Consider the following 26,134-nt stretch of genomic DNA (forward strand, 5'->3'; position numbering starts at 1 on the left):
CTTACCAGCAGCGGCTGGACATCGCGCTGGTGAGCCTGCGAGAGCCTGACCGATCCATGCCAGTGGCAGCGGGAGACCTGCGTCCGGCACAGGAACCGTCCGTGTCCTGCCGGGTTGCGATGCATCGCGCAATTTCCTAGTCCGGAGATCATCACGGCTCGAATCAAGCACGCCTCCACCATGTCGTCCGTCCCGATCGAGCATGCCGACGGCCTGCCACAGCCCCAGCGCAATCAGGCGATCCTGACCATTGCGCTCGGCATCACCATGGCCGTCGTCGACAGCGCCATCGCCAATGTCGCGTTGCCGACGATCGCAGCCGACCTGAATGCGAGCCCCGCCTTCTCGATCTGGATCGTCAACGGCTACCAGCTCGCGATCACGATCTCGCTGCTGCCGCTGGCGTCGCTCGGCGAGATCGTCGGCTATCGTCGCGTCTATCTGGTCGGACTCGTGCTGTTCACGCTTGCATCCGCTTTCTGCGCGCTGGCGCATACGCTGCCGCTGCTGACGGTCGCGCGCATCATCCAGGGATTTGGTGCGGCCGGCATCATGAGCGTCAACGCGGCGCTGGTTCGCTTTACCTATCCGCGCAACCTGCTCGGCCGCGGCATCGGGCTCAACGCGCTCGTCGTCGCCTTCTCCGCCGCGGTCGGGCCGACGCTCGCCGCCGGCATTCTCGCAGTCGGCAGCTGGCCCTGGCTGTTCGCCATCAACGTTCCGCTCGGCGCGGTCACGCTGGTCCTCGGCCTGCGCAGCCTGCCGCATACGATTCCGGCGAGCCATTCCTTCGACTGGCAGAGCGCGGGGCTCTCGGCGATCACCTTCGGCGTCGGCATCGCCGCGATCGACAGCGTCGGCCACGGCGAGGCGCCGATCACTTGGCTCGTCCAGTTCGCCATCGCGATCGTCGCCGGCGCGTTGCTCATCTATCGCGAGACGCATATGAAGTCGCCGCTGCTGCCGGTCGACCTGTTGCGCATTCCGGTGTTCGGGCTCTCGATTGCGACCTCGATCGCCTCGTTCTGCGGGCAGATGCTGGCCTTCGTCGCGATCCCGTTCTACCTGCAGAGCCGCTTCGGCTACTCGGCCGTGCATATGGGCCTCTTGATCACGCCGTGGCCAATCGCGGTGGCGTTCGCCGCTCCGCTGGCCGGGCGCCTGGTCGAGCACTATCCGGCCGGCCTGCTCGGCGGCATCGGGCTGACGCTGTTCGCCTGTGGCCTCGCAGCACTCGCCGTCCTGCCCGCGAGCCCGGCGCCGCTCGACGTGATCTGGCGGATGGCGCTGGCGGGCGCCGGCTTCGGCCTGTTCCAGACGCCCAACAACCGCACCATGATCGCCGCCGCGCCGCGCCAACGCGCCGGCGGCGCGAGCGGCATGCTGGGCACGGCACGCCTGCTCGGCCAAACCACCGGAGCTGCGCTGGTCGCGCTGTTCCTCGGCCGCTATCCGGTTGAGGGAACCCGGATCGCGCTTTTCACCGGCGTTGGCTTTGCCATGTGCGGCGCGATGCTGAGCATGCTGCGGCTGTCGCCCGCGGGTGCGCGCGGCGCCGAGCATGTCCGCGTCCAGGACGACCAGCGCCTGCGGGGCGAATGACAGGCGTTCATGCACAGGCTCCCGTTGCTCCCAGGCGCAACCTGTGCGTGGCTTAACTATCCAGACCTATGAGGGATTGCTCTCCCGCTCCGGTTGCGCTTCATTTGCGCCGGGACAAGGGGCATTTCATGCGTTCATTTGGAATAGTGGCGCTCAGCGTCATGCTGGGCGGCTGCGCGTCTGTCACGCGCGGCACGACCGAGAACATCAGCATTTCATCGACACCGTCTGGCGTTGAAGCCGTCGTCAGCGGGTTGGAAGTGCCAACGACCTGCACAACGCCGTGCTCCGTGGTCGTCAAGCGGAACGCCGACATCTCCATCGCCTTCCAGAAGGAAGGCTATGAACCGCAGATCGTGCCGCTCGGCCGGGACATCCAGACCGGAGGGGCCGCCGGCTTCGCAGGCAATCTCCTGCTTGGCGGTGTCGTCGGCATGGGCGTCGATGCCGCGACGGGCGCCGCAACCGATCACAAGCCGAATCCGGTCATCGTCACGATGCAGCCGTCTCCCGCTCCCCGCGCGCGGCCGTCCGCCCCAAGGAAACCGCGACCACCGGCTGCCGCCGCGCCCGAAGCCGGCACCTAGATTCAGGCACCGCCATGCCAACAAAAAGGCCGGCTTTTCAGCCGGCCTTTTCGATTCATGATGCGCCGATCACGCTTTGACCAGCGGCCCCTTCGAGGTCGGCCCCTTGGAGCCGCCGGGGCCGCCTGGCTTGGACTTGCCCGGCGGGCGCTTGCGGGCGCCGGGCAGCTTTTCCTGCTTCGGCGTGACCGGGCCCTCGACGAACTCGAAGCCGATCTTTTCCTTGGTCTCGTCGGTTTCGTCCTTGACCAGGACGACGCGAACGTGGCCACCGCCCTTGAGCTTGCCGAACAGCACCTCGTCGGCCAGGGGCTTCTTGATGTGCTCCTGGATGACACGGGCCATTGGCCGCGCACCCATCTGCTCGTCATAGCCGTGCTTGACCAGCCAGGCCTTGGCGGGCTCGGACAGCTCGATCGTGACGTCGCGGTCGCCAAGCTGCGCCTCGAGCTGGAGCACGAACTTCTCGACCACAGTGCCGATCACCTCGACGCTGAGATGGCCGAACGAGACGACAGCATCGAGGCGGTTGCGGAATTCCGGCGCGAACTGCCGGTTGATCGCCTCGTGGTCGTCGCCCTCCCGCTTCGAGCGTGTGAAGCCGAACGCCTGCTTGGCGAGATCCGAAGCGCCCGCATTCGTGGTCATGATCAGGATCACGTTGCGGAAGTTGACCTGCTTGCCATTGTGGTCGGTGAGCCGGCCGTGATCCATGATCTGGAGCAGCACGTTGTAAAGGTCAGGATGTGCCTTCTCGATTTCGTCGAGCAGCACAACGCAATGCGGATGCTGATCGACGCCGTCGGTCAGAAGGCCGCCCTGGTCGAAGCCGACATAGCCCGGAGGCGCGCCGATCAGGCGCGACACGGTGTGCCGCTCCATGTATTCGGACATGTCGAAGCGCAGCAGCTCGACGCCGAGCGACGCCGCGAGCTGCTTGGCCACCTCGGTCTTGCCGACACCGGTCGGACCCGAGAACAGGTAGCAGCCGATCGGCTTCTCCGGCTCGCGCAGGCCCGCGCGTGCGAGTTTGATCGAAGCGGCAAGCGACTCGATCGCCTTGTCCTGGCCGAACACGGTGCGCTTCAGGGTCTGCTCGAGATGCTTGAGCACCTCGGCATCGTCCTTCGACACGCTCTTCGGCGGGATCCGCGCCATCGAGGCGATCGTGGTCTCGATCTCCTTGATGCCGATCGTCTTCTTGCGCTTGTTCTCGGCAACCAGCATCTGCGCCGCACCGGACTCGTCGATCACGTCGATCGCCTTGTCGGGCAGCTTGCGGTCGTGGATGTAGCGCGAGGAGAGCTGCACGGCAGCCTCGATCGCCTCATTGGTGTACTTCAGCCGGTGATAGTCCTCGAAGTACGGCTTGAGGCCCTTGAGGATGGCGATCGCGTCCTCGACCGTCGGCTCGTTGATGTCGATCTTCTGGAAGCGCCGCACCAGCGCGCGGTCCTTCTCGAAGTGCTGACGGTATTCCTTGTAGGTGGTCGAGCCCATGCAGCGGATCGTGCCCGAGGCGAGCGCAGGCTTGAGCAGGTTCGATGCGTCCATCGCGCCGCCCGACGTCGCGCCCGCACCGATCACGGTGTGGATCTCGTCGATGAACAGGATGGCGTTGGGATGCGCCTCGAGCTCCTTCAGCACCTGCTTGAGGCGTTCCTCGAAGTCGCCGCGATAGCGTGTACCCGCGAGCAGCGTGCCCATGTCGAGCGAGAACACGGTCGCAGCCGCGAGCACCTCCGGCACCTCGCTGTCGACGATGCGCTTGGCAAGGCCCTCCGCGATCGCAGTCTTGCCGACCCCGGCCTCGCCCACGAACAGCGGATTGTTCTTCTGGCGGCGGCACAGCACCTGGATCGCGCGGTTGATCTCGGAATTGCGTCCGATCACCGGATCGATCTTGCCGTCACGCGCCTTCTTGTTGAGGTTGACGCAATACGTATCGAGCGCCTCGCCCTTCTTCTTGGCGTCCTCGGCCCCCTTGGTCTCGGTCTCCTCGTCGACGCCGCGCACCGGCCGCGCCTCGGAGACGCCCGGCCGCTTGGCAATGCCGTGGCTGATGTAGTTGACAGCATCGTAGCGCGTCATGTCCTGCTCCTGCAGGAAGTACGCGGCATGGCTCTCGCGCTCGGCGAAGATCGCGATCAACACGTTCGCACCGGTCACCTCTTCGCGACCGGAGGACTGCACGTGGATCACCGCGCGCTGGATCACGCGCTGGAAACCGGCGGTCGGCTTGGCGTCGTCGGCGCCATCCGTCACCAGATTTTCGAATTCGGTCTCAAGATAATTGACGAGGCTCGTGCGGAGCTTGTCGAGATCGACGCTACAGGCGCGCATGACCGCGGCTGCATCGGAATCATCGATCAGCGAGAGCAGAAGATGCTCGAGCGTCGCGTATTGGTGGTGACGCTCGTTGGCGATCGCCAGTGCACGATGCAGGGATTGTTCAAGGCTTTGGGAAAAAGTCGGCATTCGCGTCCTCTATGGCCCCCACCATCATGATCGCCATCGCCCGGTCAGGCAACAACAACCTTTGTCACATATAGTTATACAAGACCGCGGCAAAAGACCGGTTCCGCGACTCGGTGGGCATTACGCGCCCCACCGCATTCTCAATGCAAAACCCGTTCCGATTTGGGCAAAACTACCCGTTTGGGCAGGATTGGCGTCGGCGCCGATTTTCGCCGGATCATGCAGCGGTATCCGCTGACATCACACACCGCACGAACAGAACCGGTCTGGACAGCTCGGGACTCGAACGCGCAGTTATTTCTTTTCCATCACGCATTGCAGCGGATGCTGGTGCTTGCGGGCGAAATCCATCACCTGCGTCACCTTGGTCTCGGCAATCTCGTAGGTGAACACGCCGCACTCGCCGATCCCGTGATGATGGACGTGCAGCATGATCTTGGTCGCGGCCTCGACATCCTTCTGGAAGAACTTCTCCAGCACGTGGACGACGAATTCCATCGGCGTGTAGTCGTCGTTGAGGATCAGCACGCGATAGAGGTTGGGCCGCTTGGTCTTTGGCTTGACCTTGGTGATGACGGACGTGTTCGGACCCGCCGGTCCACCGGAACGGTTCTCATCGTTGCTCATTCGGGGAGCGTGGGCGGCGGCGGCCGCGGACGGATCGAGTCTGGAAGTCACTTGCGGCATGGCTCAGGCGTTCAAATTCCCCACGGAAGCGTATGGCGGCTTGCCGCGCGGTCCCGCACCGGGGAGCCTCGCACGGGCGCGCCGCCCTGTTGGATCGCCGCTTCCAACCGGCCCGGTCGAAGCCGGATCGATTGCAGGGAATATGGGCCCGCCCCCGGCTCGCCGCAAGCGTGCGACGGCCGAGCCGATGCGGCCGCGGCGGTCCCGATTCCCGGTTCGGGCGATCCGGGCCAAGGTTAACCAATCCGGACCGATTTGCCAAAATAATCCATCCTCGGTTTCACCGACATTAACCAGGAACCCCTTCAGCGGCGGGGGCGCGACCTTTTGCGCGCAATTGGCCCCGGTTTTGTACGGCCAAATTTACCTGGTCTTCAACCGCGCACCCCGAAATCAGGCAAACTAGAGATTTCGGGGAAAGTCATGTTTCGCCTGCCCGCCGCCCGGTGCATTCGTCGACCACTGGCTCGCTTTGCCGCCGCTGAGCAAGCCAACGTCGCCGTCATCTTCGCGATCATGCTGTTCCCGACTATCTATTTGTTGGGCATGACGCTCGATTACACCCAGGCCCAACGCCGGCAATCGCAGCTGGACGCCGCTGCCGATGCCGCCGCAATCGCGGCCGTGACGCCGTCGATGATGGCCCAAAGCACGACAGTCGCACAGACGACCGCCACGAATATCTTCAATGCAACGGCAAACGCAATCGCCGGCGGCCTGACGGGGAATCCGATCCTGACGGTCAACGTCGGCAACACCGGCCTGGTGCGCACTGCGACCGTCAGCTACACCGCGAACTCCAGCAACGCCTTCCCGACGTTGCTCGGCGCCCCCGTGTGGCCAATCAGGGGCGCAGCGACGGCCAGCGCCTCCGGCGCGCCGAACATCAACTTCTATCTGCTGCTCGACGACTCGCCGTCGATGGGAATTGCAGCGACGTCGGACGATATCACCAAAATGATAGCCGCGACCGCGAGCCAGCCCTCCGGCTCGAGGAGCTGCGCGTTCGCCTGTCATGAAGCGCATCCCAATCTCGACAGCGGCGCGAGCGCCTCGACCAAGGACAACCTCACCATCGCGCGCAACAACAATATTACGCTGCGAATCGACCTCGTGGCTCAGGCGACCGCAAGTCTCATGAGCACTGCGCAAACCGTACAGGCGACGCAGAACAACACCTACAAGGCTGCGATCTATACATTCGACTACGGGTTCAACACGGTTTATGCGCCGTCGGGGCTGCCATCCGCCGACCTGTCGAGTGCCGCGACCTCGGCCGCCAACAACATCTCGCTTCTCACCGTCGACCATCAGAACTGCGTCGTTTCGGGGAGCTGCACCACCGACTACGGCACCGACATCGAAAATGCGCTCACGAACGTCAACGGACTCATGCCTCTCCCCGGCGGGGGGTCAAATCAGACCGGGGATACACCTCAGGAAGTGGTGTTCCTCGTCACCGACGGGGTTGATGACAAGATGGTGTCGCTGAGCTCGTCCTGCAACGGAACGCCGCTTGCGAACGGCTCCAAGTATCGGTGCCAGCAGCCGATCAACACGTCGATATGCACGACGATCAAGAACCGGGGAATTCGCATCGCGGTGCTTTATACCGAGTACCTGCCGCTGCCGACCAACAGCTGGTACAACAGCTATATCGCGCCGTTCAATAATCCTGACTCGAAGACCGGACAGATCGCGCAGAATGCGCAAGCCTGTGCATCCCCCGGCTTGTTCTACGGCGTGCAATCGGGCGGCGACATCACCGATGCACTCAAGAAACTGTTCCTGTTGGTCGTGGAAACGGCCCCTCACCTGACGAACTGAGCTGACGTCATGCCCGAGTTGCCAGCCATATCCGGAAAGCGACGCCTTCGCGAGCTGTTCGCAACTTTCCGCAAAGACGAAGGCGGCGCGAACGCTGTCGAATTCGCGCTGGTTGCGCCGGTGTTCATCGCGTTGCTGGTTGGAATCATCCAGATATTCCTGGTCTTCTTCGGCCAGCAACTGCTTCAGCAGGTCGTGCAGCAGTCGGCGCGCCAGGTCATGACCGGCCAGGTACAGGCAGCCGGCATGACGCAGACCCAATTTTCGACCCTGGTCTGCTCGCAGGTCCGTATCATCTTCAACTGCAACAAGTTGATGATCAGCGTTCAATCCGGGAGCAGCTGGTCGGCATTGAGCGCGGCTGCACCAACATTAACTTTCAATGCCGACGGCAGTGTCGCCAACAGCTGGCCCTACAACCCGGGAGGCCCCAGCGACAAGGTCATCCTGGCGGTGATCTACCAATGGCCGGTCTTCATGGGACCGCTCGGCTTTACCCTGGCAAACCTGCCCAACGGCAATCGCCAGATCACGGCATCCGCCGCTTTCCAGAACGAGCCCTATCAATGACCCGCTTGCCCATGCGTCTGAGGGAATTCCGAGCCGACGAAAATGCCGTGGCAGCCATCGAGCTTGCTATCGTGCTGCCGTTCATGCTGCTGCTTTGCATGGGCGGAGTCGAGCTCGGCAACGCGCTCTCGATCAACGTCAAGGTCACGGCTACGGTACATACCATCGCCGATATCCTGTCGCAGAACAAATGTGTGACGACGAGCGACGTCACCGGCATTCTCAACGCCTCGTCGAAAGTTCTATCACCCTATGACGTCACCAAGGCCTTCGTGACCGTCTCGGAGGTGCAGCCGACCGGCGATAACGTCACAGCCAAGGTGATCTGGAGCCAGTCACTCAACGGCACAGCGAGGACCGCCGGGGCGACTGTCATCCTGCCAACATCCCTGACGGGGGTGCCGACGACAGCTGGGCTTATCCTTGGTGAGGCGACGTACTTCTATACGCCTAACCTCGGCTACACGATCAGCGGGACAGTTGCGCTCAGCGACAGCTACTACCTGTATCCACGTCAAACGGGCTTTGTCCCTACCATCATAAGCGGGACGACGCCGCCCGTCCCAGGTACCTCATGTCCAACCTCTTGACGTGCCGCCACTCGCAGAAAAAGCCCGGCTGAACCAGCCGGGCTTTTTCGATTCCAGCACTCTTCGAATGCGTTATTGGGCGGCCGGGGTGAACTTCGACACGACCGTCTCGACCGGCTTGAACGCCTGCTTGGCGAGATCGCTGTAGAGGCCGGCGATCTTCTGCGATTCCGCGACGAAGGTCTCGTAGGCGGAGCGGGCGAAATCGGTCTGGGCTTCCATCGCCTTGTCCAGCGACTTCACGCCGGAGAGCTTCTCGACGAAGGACTTGGTATCTTCAAAAGACTTCTTGGTGTAGTCGCCGTAAGCGCTGGCGATCGCCTGGAGGCCGTGCTGCACCGAGGTCGCGGAAGCAACGCACGTCTCGAAATGCTCTTTCCCGTAGTTCTGAAAGTCTTCAACCTTGAACATCTTGGAATCCTTTTCCCTGGCTCGTGTCCGGAAGCCCCGGCTCCCTGACTCTGCCCACAATTAGTGCAACGCACAAAAAAGTCAAGAATCTTGTGCGACGCACAAAAGTCAATCCAAGTTACGGAGATTCCCTGGGTTTCCCGCAAGGGTTCCTTAAGCTTTTGGAAACCGCGGACCCCTACCCTGATTCCCTGGACGTGTTCACCTTCCGCAGACGGTCAAAAGCCGTTTGAGAACATCACCTTAGCCAGAATAGCGGCTCAGGTCCAACGTCCCCCGCGGCGAGCACCAGCGGAGGGACAGCCTGAGCAGGTAATGATCCCGGGTACGCAGGGCACAATTTCGCCTCACGAGCCGGTGATCAAGTCACAAACGGGGACGGGGTTCCATGCTTCGTAACAACTGGTCTTCCTCGCGCTTGGCGCGGGTCGGCATTTTCGGGCTTCTCGCGGTCACCACAGCCGTCATCTTCACGACCGATGCCGCCGATGCGCGGCGCTATCGGCGCCACTACGCGCACCACCGTGTGCATCGCGACGTTTCCGAAAGCTACAGCCCGCAATTCGCGTCGATCATCGTCGACGGCAATTCCGGCACAGTGCTCCAGTCGACCAGCCCCGACGGGGTTCGCCATCCGGCCTCGCTCACCAAGATCATGACGCTCTACTTGCTGTTCGAGCGTCTCGAATCCGGCAAGATGAAGCTCGACACCGAGATGCCGGTGTCGCAGCACGCCGCCGATCAGGATCCGACCAAGCTCAATCTGCGTGCCGGCCAGACCATCCGCGTCGAGGACGCGATCAAGGGTCTCGTCACCCGCTCCGCCAACGACGCTGCCGTTGTGATCGCCGAAGCGATCGGCGGCGACGAGGACGATTTCGCCGCGATGATGACGCGCAAGGCGCGCGCGCTCGGCATGACCAAGACTGTCTACCGCAACGCCAACGGCCTTCCCAACGACGAGCAGGTGACGACCGCGCGCGACCAGGCCACGCTCGGCCGCGCCATCCAGGAGCGCTTCCCGCGCTACTATCGCTATTTCTCGACCACGTCGTTCACCTGGCGCGGCGAGCAGATCCGCAACCACAATCACCTGCTCGGCAGTGTCGAGGGTGTGGACGGCATCAAGACCGGCTACACCCGCGCTTCCGGCTTCAATCTCGTGACCTCGATGCGCCGTGGCAACCGTCATCTGATCGGCGTGGTGCTCGGCGGCCGCAGCGGAGGCTCGCGCGATGCCATCATGCGCAATCTGCTCGCGGAAAATCTCGAGAAGGGCGCGACCAACCACACTGTCGTGGCGGTGACCGAGCGCAACAGCGCCGACACCAGCACCGACGTTGCCGACGCTTCGGATACCCCGGCCCGTCCCGCTGCGCCGGTTCAGGTCGCGGCCGCCCCCGCCCCCGAGGCAGCCGCGTCACGACCCGCCTCGCGCCTGTCGGCCCTTGCAGCTGCGACCGCCGCGATGCCGCCGGCCCAGCCCAAGCCCGAAGCCAAGCCCATGGAGTCCAAGATCGAGCCCGCACCGCTCACCAATGGGGTGATCTCGAGCCAGCCGCTCGCCCTCATTCCGGGCTCGTCCGAGCCGATGAAGCCGGTCCGGGTCAAGACGGTTCAGGTCAAGGCCGGCGCGGTCAAAGTCGCGTCCGCCGCCCCGACCCAGGTCGCGCCGCAGGTCACCAACACGATTTCGCCCCGCACCGACGTCGCCGAGACTTCCGGCGCCGTCGTCGCCAGGGCCGACATCATCAACAAGCCGGAGCCCACCCGGGCCGAGGTCACCCGGACCGAGATGCCGCAGCAGCCGGCAGGCTTCGGCACCGGCAACGGCATCCTCGGCGTGCTGCCGGCGGCCACCGCCGCTGCCCCGGTCGCGAGGCTCGCCTCTGCCGATCCGGCGCCGCAGCCGATCCAGACGAGCGCCGCCACCAAGCCGCTCGCCACCCATAGCGGCTGGATCGTCCAGGTCGGCGCGCTCGAGAGCGAGGGCGAAGCCCAGCAGCGAATTGAAGCCGCGCGCAGCTCGGCCCGCGGCCTGCTCAGCAAGGCCGATCCGTTCACCGAGCCTGTTGTCGCCAGGGACAATCGCAAGCTCTACCGCGCCCGCTTCGCCGGGCTCGAGCGGGACCAGGCCGAGGCGGTGTGCAAGGCGCTGAAGCGCGCCGACATCTCCTGCATGACCGTCCGCAACTGATCTTCCCTACCCCTCCAAGCGAAATGCCCGCGCCCTGCGCGGGCATTCTTGTTTTTGGGAAGCGGTAGCGCTGGAGGCTGTTCCGCGACAACCTCTCGTCAAGACTTTACGGTTAAAACTTTGCTCAAGGGATCGACCACGCCGACAATGGCGGGCATCGGGGCGACGGCAAACAGAGCAAGTGGAGCTCACACGGTACGGGCGTTTGTGGCGTGGTGCCGGAGTTAGCCGTTATGCGTACGAAGCAGAGTATCCTTGGCCTCGTTTACACGGGCAGCGAGGTACGTCGAGCCCCCCTGGTCGGGATGCAGTTTCTTCATGAGGGACTTGTGCGCCCGGCTGATGTCGTCGCGCCCCGCTCCAGGCTGCAAGCCAAGGATCTGATAGGCTTCCTCCGCCGTCATTTTGCCGCTCGACGCCGTGCGGCGCTGCCCCCCTGCCGCGTTGCCCTGCGCGTTCTGACGCCAAGCGGGAAACCGGCGGTCCAGATAGCTTTCAAGTAAGGCCACGCTCTCGGCGTCGAATGCCGGGACCATCGCCAGCAGGCTTGCAAGGTCGAACTCGTCGAGCTCACGCCCGGCGTGCGGTCCGGCGACGATCTGGCCCGAGAGCTGGCCGGACTCGTGGTCGAGCCGCATGTCCAGGAATTGCGAGCGCACGCGCGAGCTCTGGCCGGACGAGCGCGTCGCGCCGCCGCCGAACAGGCCTCCGATATTCCCGAAGCCCGCATTCGCCAGTGGCGTCCAGCCGAGCAGTCCGGCACCGAATAGCCCAAGCGGAATCGCCACTGCCAATTCGCCGCGCAAGCCCGTGAAGGCAGCGACAGCGAGCGCGACCACGCCGCCCCCGACCTTGATGGTGCGTGCCAGCACCGCCGGATTGGCGGCGCGGAACATCTGGAGCAGCAGATAAATCGTGATAACGGCGACAAGGCCGGCGATCAGGGTCATGGCTGGAATATAGTCGCCCTCTTGTCGAAAAGCATGGCGTCGTTTCGCGCGTCCGCAATTGACAGAAGAGCCTTGGCCACGTTTGTGCAGGGACGCTTGCTGCCGCCTGTCGCCGCACCGCCTCCGCCGCAGGCAGCGCCGGCTTGATCTGCTACTTCATCTGTCCGATCAGCTGCGCCGCACCGCTCGCCGTCTTCGCCAGTTTCAATAGTGCCTCGCGGCCGCCAGCGGCATAGGCCGCAGCGGCCCGCAACAATTCGCGCAGCTGCGCCGCCGCGCCCGGATCGAACCGGCACCAGGCGCCGCCGGTCAGGCGCGCGATCTCGCGAAAGGCCTGTTCGGCGAGCGCATCATGGCCTTCCTGAAACAGGAACACCGGCACCTTCAGCATGCCGAGCTCGCCGGCCTTGGCGCAAAGCGCATCGACCTGCTCTTCCATGGCGTCGCCGACGAAGACCACGGCACGCACGCCCGACGCGACCGCCTCGCGCCGCGCGTCGGTCAGCACCCTGCCGATCTGAGTGTCGCCACCGCGGCAATCGATCTTGCTCATCAGCGTCGCAAGCTTGCCGCTGTCCGAAATCCACCCGGTGGCACGGCATTCGTTGAAGCCGCGATAATAGACGAGCCGGATGTCGAGGCTGCCGAGGGAGGCGGCCTCACGAAACATGTCCGCCTGAAGCGCACAGGCCATGTCCCAGGTCGGCTGCCGGCTCATTGTCGCATCCAGCGCGAAGATGAGGCGGCCCTTGGCGCCGGGCGCATGCGGCGACAGTGCACGCGCCTTGGCGACAAAGGCGGCGACGTCCTCCGAAGTCGAGGTCTTTGCCTGCGGCAACGCGCCGTCGCTTTCGGCTCTCGCCGAGACGGCATCGCTATTGCGCGGCTTAATGGGATCGCCGGACATCTGGGGTCGCACTTGGTCTCACACCACCAATGTGGATAGCGCGCCCTGCCCGGTCAATGTGCAAAGCCTCCGCAGGCATAAGCCGGCGGAGGCTTTGAAGCGTGTTTCGAACGATAGTCGGACTGATCAGCTCTTGGCCGGCGACATCAGCGCGACGGGACCCGGCTCGAGCACCTTCGGCGGCGACGACGTGGTATCGACCGGCGCGATTGCGCTGTCAGTGTCGCTCAGGAATTTATCGAGCATACCCTGAATCGAGTTCTTGGCGCCGTCCGGACCGGTGTCACGCATGTCGTTGTGCTGGAAGTCGGTCTTCACGACCTGAATACCGGCCTTCTCGCACTCCTCGTCGGTCGGGATCACGCCCGGATCGGTCTTGAACTGCGGATCCTTGGAGCGGAACGACAGGATCTTGAACTTGCCGGCAGTGACAAAGGGCACGCGGAGATTGTCCAGCGTCACGACCTTCTTGACCTCGTCCGGATACTGCTTGGCGAAATACATCGTGATGTCGCCGCCCATGGAATGGCCGACCATCGTCACCCTGGAATAGTCGGCGTTGGGCTGAACCTTCTTCATCTCCTGCATTGCCAGATGGATATTGGCGACACCACGCAGGATCTGCGGCAGGCGGCCGACATAGATCTCGCCGGGCTTGGTCACCATCGGCGGATCGGTCGGCAAATCATGCTGCGGGCTGACGACGAGGTAGCCGCGCGCGGCGAAGATGTTGGCGAGGAAGCCGTACTCGGTGTTCTTGACGGTGTTGCCGTGATTGATCACGGCGACCGGCATGGTGATCATGCCGGCGTTGGCCTGCATTTCCTTGTCGCGACGGATCGCGATGTCGACAGGCACGGGACGGTTGTCGCGCGAAGCGTCGTAGAAGGTGATGGTCTCGTGCTTGATGGCCCACTTGCTCGCCGTGAAATAGGCGACGCCGCAGAGGGCTCCGACAGAAACCAGAACGGCAATTCCACGCTTCATTTTCGTCCTCAGCCTCAGGTCCTGCGACCTGATCCCTGTTGAAAATCGTGTTATTCGAGGAGCTCTTCGGCCCCTTCGCGCCTATTCCCTAATATATGTCACAGCCGCGTGACAGGAAGGCCAAATATTGTGAACTGGCAGCCCTTTCGTTGTGCGCCGCACACGTTTCTTGGGCATCGCGTTCTTGTACGGCTACGTCAGGGTGTAGGTCACCATCCGACGCAACCCGTCTCGATTGGGTTCAATTTCGCGGTAAACGTGGGATGAAAACGGCCGAACACGACCGCGGTTCCCGCGGGAACTGGCTGTTTTGGTTGGCTGGAAGTAGCGTTATACCGCCTGGATCAGGCGCCGAGGATGTCGTGAACCTCGAGCGGCTTGTCGACCTGGCTGAACCACTCGGCGCGATTTGCCGCACGGCGGCGGCCACGTTCATCGAGCGGCAGCTTGAGCTGGCGGAGCAGACTCGTCACCTCTTCCCGCGCGGTGAGATGGCCGAGATTGGGCCGCATCCCGAGCGTGGCCTCGTCGATCTCGTCGAGCGCCGTCAGGCCGCGCGGAAAAAACTCGCGATAGACGACGCGCTCGGCGAAGCCGTCGACGTAGCGAAAGCCGAGCCGCAGCGACAGATCCTTCAGCCCCTCGGCGACGAGTTGCTTGTTGCGGGAGCCGAGCATCGACAGGCGGTTGCGCACCACGATCCAGTCGGTGGTCGAGCCGTCGAGCTGGCGGCGCTTGCGCCTGACGTCGCGCACCATCTCCGCGTAATGGCTCTCACCTGTCACCGCGTAATTGGCGGGGTCGACGGTGCCGAGCACGTCGAAATCGAGAAAGCTGTCGTTGATCGGCGTGACCAGCGTATCGGCCATCGAATGGGCCAGCCGCATCAGATAGCTGTCGGTGCCGGGCGTATCGATGACGATGAAGTCGAAGCTGCTCTCGACCGCCGAGACCGCCTCCATGAACTGGAGGAACTCCGAATTCTCGTTCTCAGCGACCTGCATGGTCTCGCCGAGCTTGATGCAGCGATGCATCGGCAGCTCGAGGTCGAGCTTGGTGCGGCGCGCCCAGGCAGAGCGGTTGTTGATGTAGCGGGTGAAGCTTTGCTGGCGGCAGTCGAGATCGACGGTGGCGACGCGCTGGCCGGCTTTCAGGAGCGCAACCGCGATGTGCAGGGCGGTGGTCGATTTGCCGGAGCCGCCCTTTTCATTGCCGAGCACGACGACGTGCGCCGAGCCGGATTGGCTTTGGCTAGCCTGCACAAGCATGGCGATCCTCAACACCCCTAAACAATATCTTCGAGTTGGCCGCGTCTGCGGTCAAGTGAAATGCGTGACAGGATAACGAAATCACAGTGCGCGGGTCTTCATCGTGAATCGTGTCGCGGTGTCGCGTCTGTGATCCGGCCCACAATGGCGCGACATCCGCGTTGCGGGGATGCTGTGCCGCATGTCGACGCATGGCGTCCACGACCGCCGCTTGTTAAGGTTAGCCGCTAGCGCGGCAGGCCGCTCCCATTCCCCAACGATCCCCGAGTCCTGATGTCACGACACCCCTTGATCACCCGCACGGTGCCCGCCCTGCGACGCGCCGTCGACAATCTTCGCAAGCGAAAAGCCACGGTCGCGCTGGTTCCGACCATGGGGGCGCTCCATGACGGGCATGTGTCGCTGGTGCGCCTGGCCAAGCGACGCGCGAGCCGCGTCGTTGTGTCGATCTTCGTCAATCCAACGCAGTTCGCGCCGACCGAGGATTTCGGCGCTTATCCGCGAACCTGGAAGGCCGATATCGCCAAGCTTGCGGCCGAGGATGTCGACATGGTCTGGCACCCCGGCGTCGAGGCGATGTATCCGGAGGACTTTGCGACGCGCATCGTGCCTGAGGGACCGGCGCTGGCCGGCCTCGAGGACCGCTTTCGCCCACACTTCTTCGGTGGCGTCGCCACCGTCGTCGGCAAGCTGTTCACGCAATGCCGGCCGGATGTCGCGATCTTCGGCGAGAAGGACTTTCAGCAGCTGCGGGTGGTGACGCAGATCGCGCGCGACCTCGACCTTGGCGTGAAGGTGATCGGCTCCCGCACTGTGCGCGAGCGCGATGGGCTCGCGATGTCGTCGCGCAACGTCTACCTCTCGCTCGAGGAGCGGCAGACCGCCACCGTCCTCTACCGCGCCATGAAGGACAGCGCCGGGCGGATCCAGGCCGGCGAAGCCATCGCGAGCGCGATGGCGCGCGGCGCGGAGGCGATCAACGCCGCCGGCTTTGCGCTCGACTATTTCGAGCTCCGTCATGGCGAGACGCTGGCACCTGTCACCTCGCGCAGGGACGGGCCGTTGCGGATTCTGGTCGCAGCCAAGCTCGGCACGACGCGACTGATCGACAATATCGCGGTGCGATAGCCGAGGTTGATCTCAAAATTGCTCTTGGAACTAGCGACTACAGCAGTCCGAGATCGCGCAGCTCGCGCCGCATCGGCTCCGGCATCGCCGCGATGGTGCCTGCGGCGGACTTGCCGAGATCGGGCGGCACGGAATCATCGGTGAGATAGCGCCAGCCCTGGAACGGGCGCATCGGCCGCGGCGACACCGAGATCACTTTCGGCTGCATCACGATCCGGCAGCGCCCGATGCCGTCCTTGTCGCGGAACGGCTCGATGCCGATGATTTTCTCGCGCGCGGCGATCTCGCCCTTGATGACCCAATAAAGCGATCCGCCCGCGAGAATCTCGGCGTCGCGCTTGGGCACCATGCGGGTGATGTGGATGTGGTGTCGCGGCAGGCCTTTTTTCTTGGCCGTCTGCATCCGCTCGGCGATCCACCCCTTCAATTCCTTGACGGAGTCACAGCCGACGGCAAGCTTGATCAGATGGAGTGGCATGGCCCAGCATTAGCGGGCCAGCCACAGGTTTTCAAAGCCGAACTAGTTGTTATCCGCAGCCGCGGGAGCCGAGCCCGGCGGCGGCGCGAGCGGAACCGGCGGGGCCGCGGGCGCGCGCGCAGCCTTCGGCGCCGGCGGCTTCTTCGCAGCCGGTGCTGCGGCCTGGGCCGAGGTCGCAGCCGGGGCACGTGGTGCCGGCGGCGCAGCGGGTGCCGCCGCCGCATTGGCGCCCGATCCCTGGCGCGTGGCCGCCGTCGGCGGCTCAGGATTCATAATGCTCACCGGCGGCGTCGACGAGGCGCTCGGGAACTCCGCATTGGTCGGTTTGCCCGTGGGCATCGACGGCGGCAGCGCGGCGACCGGGCCCGAGGCCCCCGCCGGCGCCGCGGCGGCATTCCAGGTCGGCGCGTAGCGTGCGACCAGCATGTCGTAGAGATGGGCGTCCATGTGGGCGGCGACCTGCTGCTGATCGGTCAGCGAGCGGAAGGCGGCGCAATCGAACTGGGTGCAGCCGTCGCGCACGACCAGCACCTGGGCAACGAGGCCGTAGCGATCGCGCTCCAGCGACTTGCGCAGCACCTTCGTGTCCGGTGTCAGGCTCATGTCGGCGGTCGCGACGTCGCCGAGCGCGGTCAGCCGATCGATCCGGGCCGCCGTATAAGCAACGGCGGCAGCCGCCGCGTCAGGCGCACCGAACAGCGCCTTCTCGCAGCCAACGGCCACGGCATCACCGGCGAGATCGTCGAGGCAGGACAGCGCCGGCAGGTTTATATTCGCCATGGCTAGCGCGCGCGCTTCGCTCGGCGCGGCCTGCCCCGCGGGTCCGTAGACGCGCATGGTTGCGGCCACCGCGATGCCGATCGAGAGCAGCGTGATGACGGTCAGCGCACCGTTGGCGACCGATTTCTCGGCCCGCAGCAGCGTGATCAGCAGGATCAATCCGAAGAAGCCGGCAGCCGCCAGCGTCATCCACATCGGAAAGGCCGGCAAGCGCCAGATTTGGTCGAGCGACGAGGCCCATGCCCAGTTCATGCGCGATGTCCCCTCACGCGAGCAAAGAGCGAATGGTCAAGCGAGCACCGCGAGTCGGCAACTGCCCCCCGGCCCAATTTGTCGAGGCGAAGCGGGGCCTTTTGACGGCGGGCGGAGCAAATTCATCCGCGATGTCAATGGTGGTGCCGTCAGCGCTTTATGAGAGCGCGAGCTGGCTTTCCTTGGCGACCCGTTCGAACGCTTCGGTCGAGCTCTTGATCCGGTACTGGCAGTCGTCGCCGTCCGTCGGCAGCAGGCGAATGATCTCGTACGAACCACTCGCAGCCGGGCGCGCGACGTTGCTAGCAGTGAACAATACGCGCGTTCCAATCGAGAATTTGTGCTTCAACACCCTCTCCATTCACTCAAACAACGCCTGCCTCGCCCGTGGTCCCACTGCGAGGCGGCTCGAAGCCCAGCCACTGTATAGCACGCATGCGGCGTTTTTGACCAGCCTCGCGAGCATGGCAAACCTACCAATTTTGAAGTCTTTTCAGGACGATAACGGGAACAGAGCCGGCCTGGAGACCGCTGGAACCAGGCCTCAGGCGCCATGAGGCAGATGACCCTCCGGGCTTGCCTGATCCACGGCCTTGGGCAGCTCCTGGGCCAGGATCTCGCCCAGCTGGTCGACCGGAATATTGTAGCGCGCGGCAAGCTGCCGGACGGTGTCGTTGCCGAGCACGGCGCGCAGCTGGTCGGCGGAGATCGGCAGGTTCTGCCCGTTGCCGAGCCAGGATTTGACCTGGTCGCCAAAACCCGCCTGCTGGAGCTTTGCGACGATCGCGCCCAGGCCGCCCTGGTTGTTGCTGCCGAGCACCTCGTTCATCACGGCCGGCAGAACGGCGGCGCCGAGCTGGCCAAGCGCGCTGCGCAGCGCGGGATTGTTCTCCAGCGAGTCCAGAATTCCCATAGCGGTCGCCTCTCCATTATTCCCTGTGATTGAGCGCTGCGAGCGGCCATGCCGTCAAGCCGCGCCCATTCACATTTCTAGTGAGCATGATCTTGTCGGAGAACCGGTGTCCACTTCTCCGGATCATGCTCGCGATTACACAGTCTCGAATTTTTCGATGACAAGCGTTTCGGCGAGGCCGTCGCGGGTCCATTCCTGGAACGCCGGCATCGCCATCATCGTGTCCATGTAGGCCTTGGTCTCCGGTGAGACCTCGATGGCGTAGGTCCGGAAGCGATGCACGACCGGCGCATACATCGCATCCGCCGCGCCGAAGCGGCCGAATAGGAACGGCCCGCCGGCGCCGTGGCGGGTCCGGCACGTGCGCCAGATCTCCTGCACGCGTGCGACGTTGGCGCTGGCGTCCGCCGACAGCGTCACCGGACGCACGGGACGGTGCAGGTTCATGCCGCATTCGTTGCGCAAGGCCATGAAGCCGGAATGCATCTCGGCGCACACCGAACGGGCAAACGCGCGGGCCGCGACGTCATCGGGCCACAGCTTCACTTCCGGATAACGCTCGGCGATGTACTCGATGATGGCAAGCGAATCCCACACCGTGATGTCGCCATCGACCAGCACCGGCACCTTGCCGGCGCGGCTGAAGGACAGGATCTGCTCCTTGTCCTCAGGATTGTCGGTGTAGAGCGGGATTACGGTCTCCACGAACGGGAGGTCGTTGGCGCGCAGCGCAAGCCAGGGCCGCATCGACCATGACGAGTAGTTCTTGTTGCCGATCGCGAGCTTGAGCGCTGCCATGTCCTGATCCTTCCGTAAGTCCTCTCATGCGGCTGCTTTTAGCGCCATTGCCTGCCGCCAATCAATCGTTGCCGCAACCCAGCATGCGTGGCAATCGTTGCGATCCTCGCGAGGAGAGAGACATGAGCAGGCATTGGGTCGACATCACCGCCGTCGGCTTCTTCATCATCGAATGGCTGGTCTATGCCGCAACCCTCGAGCATTCCGCCTATGGCCGCGACAGCCTGTCGGCGCGGATGAACCGCTACCGCGAGGTCTGGGTCCGCCGCCTGCTCGACCGCGATGCGCGCATGGTCGACATGCAGATCATGGCCTCGCTCCAGAACGGCACCGCCTTCTTCGCCTCCACAAGCCTGTTCGCGCTCGGCGGCGCGCTGGCGCTGCTGCATGCGACCAACGACGCCATCACCATTTTGGGCAAGCTGCCGATCGACCTCAGCACCTCGCCCGCAATGTGGGAGCTGAAATGCGTCGGCCTGGTGCTGATCTGCGTCTACGCCTTCTTCAAGTTCGCCTGGGCCTATCGGCTGTTCAACTATGTCGCGATCCTGTTCGGCGGCATGCCGCCCGCCTCCCAGCGCGGCACGCCGGAGGCCGAGGCCCATGTCAACCGCACCTCGCGCGTGTTCGAATCCGCCGGCCGCCACTTCAATCGCGGCCAGCGCGCCTTCTTCTTCGCGCTCGGCTATCTCGGCTGGTTCGTCAGCCCCTGGGTGCTGTTCGTGACCACGGCCGCCGTGGTGATCGTAACCTGGCGCCGGCAGTTTGCGTCCAGTGCATGGGCGGCGATGGCGCCCGATGTGGTGGTGGACGGTGGGGAGGTACGGAAGCAAGGTCATTGATGCTCTCTCGTCCCGGACGCGCTGCAACGCGTAGCGTTGCCGCGCGGAGCCGGGACCCACGCCGCACGGATTGCTCTGAGACATGTGCCCCGCTCTGCGGCGCACCGTCGAAGAGACGCTGCGCTGCGTCCGGGGCACGAGAGCGGAGTCTGTCGCGCGGACCTCTCCCCATCGTCGTTGCGAGCGCAGCGAAGCAATCCAGAATCCCTCCGCGGAAAGACTCTGGATTGCTTCGCTGCGCTCGCAATGACGGAGTATGAGGCAACAGCTTTGCTCTTCCCCCTCGCATTTGAATCGTAGACGCGCCTTCGCGCCCTCGCGGCGCATTTCGCCCGAGCTTTGCCTGGTCACTCCGCCCTCTTGTCCAAGAGGGCGCAGGGAAGGCCGGGTGCTGACCTCGCACCCGCGGTCCGCTGCGCAAAAATGTAGCGCAGGAAAACCGCACAGCGGCATACAGGTGGTGCCAATCACTCGGCCTTCCCTGCGCAGTGGTTTGACGGCTTATGCCGTGCTCTCCCGGGAGCCGAATTCCTTCTGGCCTCCCTCGCCTCGCGGATTAGCGATGCGGTTGACCCGGTTGGGCGCTCCACACCTCCGCAACAGGCTTGACCGTAGCGACGACGGCCAGGACCACACGGTTTTGCCGTACGCATGTTCGCCTGATGCCACAGGGTCTCGCGGCAGTGTGCACACGCGCCGCAAGAATGTTGGCGAGACGAACTGACAGCGCCGCTCATCCACACGCGGTTTCGGGCTCACAGGGACTACCCGCCCTGCCCGCACCTCTCGTGCCGACGCTGCCGCGTCCACCGCAACTCCGGCTCGCAATCAGTGACGACGTACGATCGCCCCTCGAGGATGAGCCGGGATGGGCGATACATACGCCATTTCCGAATTTCGGTAAAGTAGAATATTTTTGCAAAGACGGATTGACAGCCTCTGCGGTGTTTCGCCCGTCGGGGCGACGCCGAGCCTACGACCCGAAATCCACCGGCGTGAACGACAGGTCCATCACCTTCCATTCCTCGTACTTGTCGACGGGCAGCATCTTGTAGGGCTGGCAAGCCTGCAGCGCGCTCATCGCCGATTCCACGATGGCCACGCCCTTCGCCGACGGCGGGGCCTCGATCAGGATCGGCGGGCGCGCCAGCGTGCCGTCGGTGGCGAGCACCGCACGCAGCTTGATGCGCACGGCATCGGTCGGCGCGACCCCGGCCGGAAGTTTCGAACAGCTCCTCAAGTGCCGGCGAAGCTCGGCAATGACCTCGGGCGACAATCTGGCGCCGATCGAATCCATGGCATCGCCGCCGTCATCCTTGGGCGCGTCTTTCGGCGCGGGCGGCAATTCGGGCGGCAGGCCCAGCATCACGCCGTATTTGACGGTGACGTCAGGCTCCGGCGCCCGATAGGCTGGCGGCGCGGCCTGCGGCTGCGGTGCCGGCGGTGGCGGCTGAGCCGCCTGAGGCTGAGGCGGCGGCTGTTGCGGCGGCACCTGCGATGGCTGAGGCTGCGGCTGCTTCTGCTGCGGTTCGTGCGAGGCCTGCTTCTGCGGCGATAATTGCGGTGACGCCTTCTCCTTGGCCTGCGCAGGCTTCAGCGCGGCGTCCGGCTTGTCGTTGAGATCCAGCTTCGGCAGCCTCAGCTCGGGGAGCGGCTCCGGCGGCCTCTCCTTCGCCTCCTCTTTAGCCTTTTCCTCAGCCTTTTCCTCTGCCTTGGCCTCCTCCTGCTTCACCTGCTCCGGCGTGACGATATCGACCGCGACAGTCTCGGGCGGCCCGGAATGAAACGGATGGACCTCGCTGATCACGATGATCAGCACCACCAGCGTCAGATGCGCGATGGCTGATGCCGCAATGTCCGTCCGTATGATCTTCCGCAGTTCCATCGCCCGATTTTGGGTTGCCGGCCTGCTCCTAGCATACCGGAACAGCCCCTCAATCCCATTTCGGCGCGAAGCCAAAATCGGTCAGTCGGCCCTTGGGGCTGGCGAGTGCCGCGACCTCCGCCATCTCGTCATCGGAGAGCTCGAAATCGAAGATCTCGATGTTTTCCGACAGACGCTCGACACGCGAAGTTCTGGGAATCGCGGACACATTCTGTTGCACCAGCCAGCGCAGGCAGATCTGTGCCGGTGTCTTGTGATGGGCGCGGCCGATCCCGGCGAGCGTCTGGTCAGCCTTGATGCGGCCCTTCGCGATCGGGCTGTAGGCAACGAGCGCCATCCCATGCCGGTCGCAGGCCGCCCTCACCTTCGCCTGATCCAGATAGGGATGATATTCGACCTGGTTGCAGACGAGCGGCTCGGGTGACAGCGCGACCGCCTGCTCGATCAGCGCCACCGTGAAATTGGAGACACCGATGTGGCGTGTCAGGCCCATGCGCTTGGCGTGCGCCAACGCGCCCAGCGTCTCCTCCAGCGGCACATGCGAATTGGGCCAGTGCAGCAGCACCAGGTCGACGGCGGGAAGCCGCAACCGCACCAGGCTCTCCTTGACCGACCGCTCGAGATCGTGGGGCGCGAAATGGTTGGTCCAGACTTTCGTGGTGACGAAAACGTCGTCGCGGCGGACGCCGGAGGCGCGCAATCCGTCGCCGACCTCGCGCTCATTGTCATAGACCTGGGCGGTGTCGATGTGGCGGTAACCGAGCCGCAGCGCCTGCTCGACCACGCGCGCGCAGGTCCGGCCGCTCAGCTCCCAGGTCCCTAGCCCGATCGCCGGAATTTTCGCGCCATCGGCCTCGACGAACAGCATGAGGAATCCTCTCTGTTGCGGCAGCCCCAAGTGTCATCACTGGCATCATTATGGGCCCGGTCCGCCAGAGTGCAACTGAGGACGCCGACCTCGGGGCCGGATCTTCAGCGCAATGCTAACGGGGGGTTCGCGTCAGGCGTTCAGGCTTTGGCGAGCGCCTGGAATACCGTGTCGGGCGCATGCGCGATCACGGCCAGCAGTGCGCGAGCGGGTCCGCGCGGGGCGCGCTTGCCCTGCTCCCAGTTGCGGATGGTCTCGACGGGCACGCCGAGCTTGGCAGCGAACTCCATCTGGGTGAGACAGGCGCGCCGGCGCAAATCGCGCACCGCGGGCGAACCGGCCTCCGCCGGCGGAGGCTCAACCGCAGAGACGACCGGCTGGACAGGAAACTCTTGCCCGTCCCGCAACTCAACCACCCGTCCGTCCGCCTTCAGCCGCAACCGCATGCTCATTCCCCCAAGCGTGAGGGATCATGCGGCAGCACGCTTAAGGTGGGATTAAAGGCGCGGCGCCCGGGATGCGAGAGGGGTACGCCGCCCTCTCCCCGTCATTGCGACGAGCTCTTGCGACGAAGCAATCCAGACTGTCGCCGCGGAGGGATTCTGGATTGCTTCGCTGCGTTCGCAATGACGAGCGGAGAGAGCGCGGCGCCCCGGAATGACGGAACGGAGGCGCTTCCTACTTCAACCCGAACCACAGCGTGGCGATGCCGAGGAAGGAGAAGAAGCCGACGACATCCGTCACCGTCGTCACGAACGTGCCCGACGCCACCGCTGGATCGGCCCTGACGCGTTCGAGCGCCATCGGGATCAGGATGCCGCCGAGCGCGCCGGCGATGAGGTTGCAGATCATCGCCAGCCCGATGACGATGCCGAGGCCCGGGATCTTGAACCAGGCCACCGCGGCGATACCGGTGATCACGGCAAAGGCAACGCCGTTGATGAGACCGACCAGCGTCTCGCGGATGACCACGCGCCAGGCGTTGGAGGAGCCGAGCTCGCGGGTCGCGAGCGCCCTCACCGCGACCGTCATGGTCTGCGTCGCGGCATTGCCGCCCTGGCTCGCGACGATCGGCGCGAGCACGGCGAGCGCCACCATCTGCTCGAGCTGGCCCTCGAACAGGCCGAGCACGGAGGACGCCAGGAAGGCCGTGGCGAGATTGATCAGCAGCCAGTTGAAGCGGCCGCGCGCGATGGTCAGAAACGTGTCCGACAGCTCTTCGTCGCTGGTGACACCGCCGAGCGCCTTGAGGTCCTCGTCCGCCTCTTCCTCGATGACGTCGACCACGTCGTCGACGGTGATGACGCCGACCAGGCGGTCCTGGGTGTCGAGCACGGGTGCTGCGACGAGGTTATACTTGCCGAACATGCGCGCCACCTCCTCCTGGTCCTCCAGGACGGAGACGCGGCGGCGATCCTCGTCGGTCAGCTCGGCAAGCGCCACCGGGCGGCGCGCGCGCAGGAGCACATCCAGCGGAACCGCGCCTTGCCAGTGCTGGTCCTTGTCGACGACGTAGATCTCGTAGAACCGGTCCGGCAGATCGGGCGTATCGCGCATGTAATCGATCGCCTGCCCGACCGTGAAATCCTGCGGCACCGCGATGAACTCGGTCTGCATGCGCCGGCCCGCGGAGTTCTCCGGATACAGCAGGCTGCGCTCGAGCGCGACGCGCTCCCGCAGCGGCAGCTTCTCGAGGATCTCCTCCTGCTCCTCCTGGTCGAGGGTTTCGAGCAGCTCGACCGCATCGTCGGATTCCAGTTCGCGGACGCCCTCGGCGACCGTCTCGGGCAGCAGCTCGTCGAGGATCTCCTCGCGGACGCTCTCGTCAACCTCGTTCAGTGCGGAAAAGTCGAAGTCGCGCCCCGTCAGCTCGACCAGGCGGACACGATCGTCGGGTGCGAGCGCCGCAATGAGATCACCGAGATCGGCCTCGTGCAGATCGGCGACGCAGGCGCGCAGCGCGGCGCTGTCGGCGGCCTCGATCGCATGGGCAATTTCTTCGACGAATTCGTGCCGAATTTCGCCGTCTTCATTGCGCATCGGGACGTGGTCGAGTACCAAGGACCCGGTGGAAGCGGCGTCATCCATATGTTCATCCATGGTACGCCTCGCCGTTGACAGGTTGATGGTTTGGGCTGACGGTCAGGCAATACCCACAAGGCAATCGCGAGCGCAATGGCAAAGATGCATCGACCGAAATGGACCTCGATCATTGTGGGCCCGGCTCTCGCCGCCCTCACCGCGATTGGTTCAGTCGAGGCCGCGGACTGCCCGCGGAGCGATGCGCTCGGCACGTCGCGGGTGCTGAGCGTCGATGCCAAGACCACGCCGCGCGTCGGCCTGAAGAGCTTTCCGCAGACGCTGCCGCTCGCAGATCACGAGGTGGTGCTGACCTTCGACGATGGCCCGCGTCCGCCGATGACGTCGAAGGTGCTGGCGGCGCTGGCACAGGAATGCGTGCGCGCGACCTTCTTCCTGGTCGGGCGGAGCGCCGCCGAATATCCTGACCTCGTCAAGCGCATCGCCCGCGAGGGTCACACCATCGGCCATCACACTTGGTCGCATCCGTACATGGCGCGGATCCCGGCCGATGCGGCGAAGTACGAGATCGACCGCGGCATCGCCTCCGACGAGATGGCGCTGCACGGGGTCTCGACGACGACGCCGTCGACGCCGTTCTTCCGCTTCCCCTATTTCGAACAGACGCAAGCCCAGCTCGACCTGCTCCAGTCGCGCGGCATCGTCGTGTTCGGGGCTGATCTCTGGGCCAGCGACTGGAACGACATGACGCCGGAGCAGGAACTCAAGCTGGTCACCGAACGCCTAGCCGCCGCCGGCAAGGGCATCATCCTGTTCCACGATCCCCAGGCGCGTACGGCGGCCATGATGCCGGCCTTCCTCCGGTATTTGCGGGAGAACGGCTTTCACGTGGTTCATTTGGTCCCGGCGGTCACATCACAGAAGAACGCCAACGCGCATTGATGCCGGAATGTCACGGCTGACCGAGATGGGGTGATTTGAGCCCTATTAACACTCTGTTCATGCTACGCCCTGCAAAGATTGAGGGGACCCTAGGCGGGGAAAGGTCTTTGCGCCTGAACCGTTTCCTGATGGCTCCGACCTACTATG

General features: G+C 64.4%; 25 protein-coding genes. 9 read left to right on the plus strand and 16 right to left on the minus strand.

Annotated features, from left to right (window positions below; all coding sequences use genetic code 11):
• The first annotated feature begins 180 nt into the window (after positions 1-180).
• Together ABID59_RS13110 and ABID59_RS13115 are read left to right on the plus strand one after the other, a co-directional pair.
• Positions 181-1,602, plus strand: coding sequence for an MFS transporter (locus ABID59_RS13110; RefSeq protein ID WP_354083672.1), 1,422 nt, complete (start codon positions 181-183; stop codon positions 1,600-1,602).
• Between the two features lie 128 nt (positions 1,603-1,730).
• Positions 1,731-2,189, plus strand: a complete 459-nt coding sequence (locus tag ABID59_RS13115) for a peptidase associated/transthyretin-like domain-containing protein (protein ID WP_187435277.1) — start codon at positions 1,731-1,733, stop codon at positions 2,187-2,189.
• 69 nt (positions 2,190-2,258) lie between these two features.
• Here the strand turns inward: ABID59_RS13115 and clpA are convergent, their stop codons facing one another.
• Entirely contained in the window at positions 2,259-4,667 is a 2,409-nt protein-coding gene (gene clpA, locus ABID59_RS13120; RefSeq protein ID WP_148754862.1) for an ATP-dependent Clp protease ATP-binding subunit ClpA, read from the minus strand.
• Positions 4,668-4,961: 294 nt separating this feature from the next.
• On the minus strand, positions 4,962-5,294 hold the full coding sequence (clpS, locus tag ABID59_RS13125) for an ATP-dependent Clp protease adapter ClpS (protein WP_027530069.1): 333 nt from the start codon (positions 5,292-5,294) through the stop codon (positions 4,962-4,964).
• Between the two features lie 483 nt (positions 5,295-5,777).
• On the opposite strand from clpS, the gene ABID59_RS13130 reads away from it, so the two are divergent.
• From ABID59_RS13130 to ABID59_RS13140, 3 genes are read left to right on the plus strand one after another with little or no spacing between them, the layout of a single operon-like run.
• On the plus strand, positions 5,778-7,181 hold the full coding sequence (locus ABID59_RS13130; RefSeq protein WP_354083673.1) for a TadE/TadG family type IV pilus assembly protein: 1,404 nt from the start codon (positions 5,778-5,780) through the stop codon (positions 7,179-7,181).
• A 9-nt stretch (positions 7,182-7,190) separates the two neighbouring features.
• Positions 7,191-7,751 carry a TadE/TadG family type IV pilus assembly protein gene (locus ABID59_RS13135; protein ID WP_354083675.1) on the plus strand — a complete coding sequence of 187 codons (561 nt, stop codon included), beginning with the start codon at positions 7,191-7,193 and terminating at the stop codon, positions 7,749-7,751.
• Positions 7,748-8,341, plus strand: a complete 594-nt coding sequence (locus tag ABID59_RS13140; RefSeq protein WP_354032612.1) for a TadE/TadG family type IV pilus assembly protein — start codon at positions 7,748-7,750, stop codon at positions 8,339-8,341. The genes ABID59_RS13135 and ABID59_RS13140 overlap by 4 nt, the downstream gene beginning before the upstream one ends.
• 72 nt (positions 8,342-8,413) lie before the next feature.
• Here ABID59_RS13140 and ABID59_RS13145 read toward each other — a convergent pair whose 3' ends face one another.
• On the minus strand, positions 8,414-8,752 hold the full coding sequence (locus tag ABID59_RS13145) for a phasin family protein (RefSeq protein WP_148754857.1): 339 nt from the start codon (positions 8,750-8,752) through the stop codon (positions 8,414-8,416).
• A gap of 388 nt (positions 8,753-9,140) precedes the next feature.
• On the opposite strand from ABID59_RS13145, the gene ABID59_RS13150 reads away from it, so the two are divergent.
• Positions 9,141-10,949 (plus strand): serine hydrolase, encoded by a 1,809-nt coding sequence (locus tag ABID59_RS13150; protein ID WP_354083676.1) that lies wholly within the window; start codon positions 9,141-9,143, stop codon positions 10,947-10,949.
• A gap of 224 nt (positions 10,950-11,173) precedes the next feature.
• Here ABID59_RS13150 and ABID59_RS13155 read toward each other — a convergent pair whose 3' ends face one another.
• From ABID59_RS13155 to ABID59_RS13170, 4 genes are all read right to left on the minus strand, one after another.
• Positions 11,174-11,899: a DnaJ domain-containing protein gene (locus ABID59_RS13155; protein ID WP_354032610.1), complete on the minus strand. Its 726-nt coding sequence runs from the start codon at positions 11,897-11,899 to the stop codon at positions 11,174-11,176.
• Positions 11,900-12,050: 151 nt separating this feature from the next.
• Positions 12,051-12,806: a VWA domain-containing protein gene (locus ABID59_RS13160; RefSeq protein WP_354084049.1), complete on the minus strand. Its 756-nt coding sequence runs from the start codon at positions 12,804-12,806 to the stop codon at positions 12,051-12,053.
• 126 nt (positions 12,807-12,932) lie between these two features.
• Positions 12,933-13,793, minus strand: a complete 861-nt coding sequence (locus ABID59_RS13165) for an alpha/beta fold hydrolase (protein ID WP_148754853.1) — start codon at positions 13,791-13,793, stop codon at positions 12,933-12,935.
• A gap of 344 nt (positions 13,794-14,137) precedes the next feature.
• Positions 14,138-15,061, minus strand: a complete 924-nt coding sequence (locus tag ABID59_RS13170) for a division plane positioning ATPase MipZ (protein ID WP_354083677.1) — start codon at positions 15,059-15,061, stop codon at positions 14,138-14,140.
• A gap of 273 nt (positions 15,062-15,334) precedes the next feature.
• Here ABID59_RS13170 and panC point away from each other — a divergent pair, with 273 nt between their 5' ends.
• Entirely contained in the window at positions 15,335-16,189 is an 855-nt protein-coding gene (gene panC, locus ABID59_RS13175; protein WP_354083678.1) for a pantoate--beta-alanine ligase, read from the plus strand.
• 37 nt (positions 16,190-16,226) lie between these two features.
• Here the strand turns inward: panC and ABID59_RS13180 are convergent, their stop codons facing one another.
• The 5 genes from ABID59_RS13180 to ABID59_RS13200 all read right to left on the minus strand — a co-directional run bounded on the left by ABID59_RS13180 (position 16,227) and on the right by ABID59_RS13200 (position 19,410).
• Complete coding sequence (locus ABID59_RS13180; RefSeq protein ID WP_354032608.1) at positions 16,227-16,667, minus strand: DUF1489 family protein; 441 nt, start codon at positions 16,665-16,667, stop codon at positions 16,227-16,229.
• 42 nt (positions 16,668-16,709) lie between these two features.
• On the minus strand, positions 16,710-17,699 hold the full coding sequence (locus tag ABID59_RS13185) for a hypothetical protein (protein ID WP_354083679.1): 990 nt from the start codon (positions 17,697-17,699) through the stop codon (positions 16,710-16,712).
• Between the two features lie 157 nt (positions 17,700-17,856).
• On the minus strand, positions 17,857-18,060 hold the full coding sequence (locus ABID59_RS13190; RefSeq protein WP_148754848.1) for a hypothetical protein: 204 nt from the start codon (positions 18,058-18,060) through the stop codon (positions 17,857-17,859).
• Between the two features lie 183 nt (positions 18,061-18,243).
• Positions 18,244-18,612, minus strand: a complete 369-nt coding sequence (locus ABID59_RS13195; RefSeq protein WP_148754847.1) for a YidB family protein — start codon at positions 18,610-18,612, stop codon at positions 18,244-18,246.
• Positions 18,613-18,747: 135 nt separating this feature from the next.
• Entirely contained in the window at positions 18,748-19,410 is a 663-nt protein-coding gene (locus ABID59_RS13200; protein ID WP_354083680.1) for a glutathione S-transferase family protein, read from the minus strand.
• 122 nt (positions 19,411-19,532) lie between these two features.
• On the opposite strand from ABID59_RS13200, the gene ABID59_RS13205 reads away from it, so the two are divergent.
• Positions 19,533-20,252 carry a DUF599 domain-containing protein gene (locus ABID59_RS13205; RefSeq protein ID WP_148754845.1) on the plus strand — a complete coding sequence of 240 codons (720 nt, stop codon included), beginning with the start codon at positions 19,533-19,535 and terminating at the stop codon, positions 20,250-20,252.
• 973 nt (positions 20,253-21,225) lie between these two features.
• Here the strand turns inward: ABID59_RS13205 and tolA are convergent.
• The 4 genes from tolA to mgtE form a co-directional block, all read right to left on the minus strand.
• Positions 21,226-22,137 (minus strand): cell envelope integrity protein TolA, encoded by a 912-nt coding sequence (gene tolA / locus ABID59_RS13210; RefSeq protein ID WP_354083681.1) that lies wholly within the window; start codon positions 22,135-22,137, stop codon positions 21,226-21,228.
• A gap of 49 nt (positions 22,138-22,186) precedes the next feature.
• Complete coding sequence (locus tag ABID59_RS13215) at positions 22,187-23,005, minus strand: aldo/keto reductase (protein ID WP_354083682.1); 819 nt, start codon at positions 23,003-23,005, stop codon at positions 22,187-22,189.
• Between the two features lie 140 nt (positions 23,006-23,145).
• A complete protein-coding gene (locus tag ABID59_RS13220) occupies positions 23,146-23,457 on the minus strand; it encodes a helix-turn-helix domain-containing protein (protein ID WP_148754841.1) in 312 nt (103 codons plus the stop codon).
• A gap of 226 nt (positions 23,458-23,683) precedes the next feature.
• Entirely contained in the window at positions 23,684-25,105 is a 1,422-nt protein-coding gene (mgtE, locus tag ABID59_RS13225) for a magnesium transporter (RefSeq protein WP_354032603.1), read from the minus strand.
• Positions 25,106-25,180: 75 nt separating this feature from the next.
• On the opposite strand from mgtE, the gene ABID59_RS13230 reads away from it, so the two are divergent.
• Positions 25,181-25,987: a polysaccharide deacetylase family protein gene (locus ABID59_RS13230; protein ID WP_354083683.1), complete on the plus strand. Its 807-nt coding sequence runs from the start codon at positions 25,181-25,183 to the stop codon at positions 25,985-25,987.
• The last annotated feature ends 147 nt before the right edge of the window (positions 25,988-26,134 follow it).

The organism is Bradyrhizobium sp. S3.3.6, from assembly GCF_040546905.1.
GTDB lineage: Bacteria > Pseudomonadota > Alphaproteobacteria > Rhizobiales > Xanthobacteraceae > Bradyrhizobium > Bradyrhizobium cytisi.

Bases quoted from the DNA above. Each gene is read 5' to 3' on its own strand.
- ABID59_RS13185 (WP_354083679.1), bottom strand. From the start codon at position 17,699: ATGAACTGGGCATGGGCCTCGTCGCTCGACCAAATCTGGCGCTTGCCG.
- mgtE (WP_354032603.1), bottom strand. From the start codon at position 25,105: ATGGATGAACATATGGATGACGCCGCTTCCACCGGGTCCTTGGTACTC.
- ABID59_RS13110 (WP_354083672.1), top strand. From the start codon at position 181: ATGTCGTCCGTCCCGATCGAGCATGCCGACGGCCTGCCACAGCCCCAG.
- panC (WP_354083678.1), top strand. From the start codon at position 15,335: ATGTCACGACACCCCTTGATCACCCGCACGGTGCCCGCCCTGCGACGC.
- ABID59_RS13140 (WP_354032612.1), top strand. From the start codon at position 7,748: ATGACCCGCTTGCCCATGCGTCTGAGGGAATTCCGAGCCGACGAAAAT.
- ABID59_RS13135 (WP_354083675.1), top strand. From the start codon at position 7,191: ATGCCCGAGTTGCCAGCCATATCCGGAAAGCGACGCCTTCGCGAGCTG.
- ABID59_RS13115 (WP_187435277.1), top strand. From the start codon at position 1,731: ATGCGTTCATTTGGAATAGTGGCGCTCAGCGTCATGCTGGGCGGCTGC.
- ABID59_RS13190 (WP_148754848.1), bottom strand. From the start codon at position 18,060: ATGGAGAGGGTGTTGAAGCACAAATTCTCGATTGGAACGCGCGTATTG.
- clpS (WP_027530069.1), bottom strand. From the start codon at position 5,294: ATGAGCAACGATGAGAACCGTTCCGGTGGACCGGCGGGTCCGAACACG.
- ABID59_RS13160 (WP_354084049.1), bottom strand. From the start codon at position 12,806: ATGTCCGGCGATCCCATTAAGCCGCGCAATAGCGATGCCGTCTCGGCG.
- ABID59_RS13155 (WP_354032610.1), bottom strand. From the start codon at position 11,899: ATGACCCTGATCGCCGGCCTTGTCGCCGTTATCACGATTTATCTGCTG.
- ABID59_RS13150 (WP_354083676.1), top strand. From the start codon at position 9,141: ATGCTTCGTAACAACTGGTCTTCCTCGCGCTTGGCGCGGGTCGGCATT.
- ABID59_RS13145 (WP_148754857.1), bottom strand. From the start codon at position 8,752: ATGTTCAAGGTTGAAGACTTTCAGAACTACGGGAAAGAGCATTTCGAG.
- clpA (WP_148754862.1), bottom strand. From the start codon at position 4,667: ATGCCGACTTTTTCCCAAAGCCTTGAACAATCCCTGCATCGTGCACTG.
- ABID59_RS13195 (WP_148754847.1), bottom strand. From the start codon at position 18,612: ATGGGAATTCTGGACTCGCTGGAGAACAATCCCGCGCTGCGCAGCGCG.
- tolA (WP_354083681.1), bottom strand. From the start codon at position 22,137: ATGGAACTGCGGAAGATCATACGGACGGACATTGCGGCATCAGCCATC.
- ABID59_RS13130 (WP_354083673.1), top strand. From the start codon at position 5,778: ATGTTTCGCCTGCCCGCCGCCCGGTGCATTCGTCGACCACTGGCTCGC.
- ABID59_RS13230 (WP_354083683.1), top strand. From the start codon at position 25,181: ATGGCAAAGATGCATCGACCGAAATGGACCTCGATCATTGTGGGCCCG.
- ABID59_RS13220 (WP_148754841.1), bottom strand. From the start codon at position 23,457: ATGAGCATGCGGTTGCGGCTGAAGGCGGACGGACGGGTGGTTGAGTTG.
- ABID59_RS13205 (WP_148754845.1), top strand. From the start codon at position 19,533: ATGAGCAGGCATTGGGTCGACATCACCGCCGTCGGCTTCTTCATCATC.
- ABID59_RS13165 (WP_148754853.1), bottom strand. From the start codon at position 13,793: ATGAAGCGTGGAATTGCCGTTCTGGTTTCTGTCGGAGCCCTCTGCGGC.
- ABID59_RS13200 (WP_354083680.1), bottom strand. From the start codon at position 19,410: ATGGCAGCGCTCAAGCTCGCGATCGGCAACAAGAACTACTCGTCATGG.
- ABID59_RS13180 (WP_354032608.1), bottom strand. From the start codon at position 16,667: ATGCCACTCCATCTGATCAAGCTTGCCGTCGGCTGTGACTCCGTCAAG.
- ABID59_RS13170 (WP_354083677.1), bottom strand. From the start codon at position 15,061: ATGCTTGTGCAGGCTAGCCAAAGCCAATCCGGCTCGGCGCACGTCGTC.
- ABID59_RS13215 (WP_354083682.1), bottom strand. From the start codon at position 23,005: ATGCTGTTCGTCGAGGCCGATGGCGCGAAAATTCCGGCGATCGGGCTA.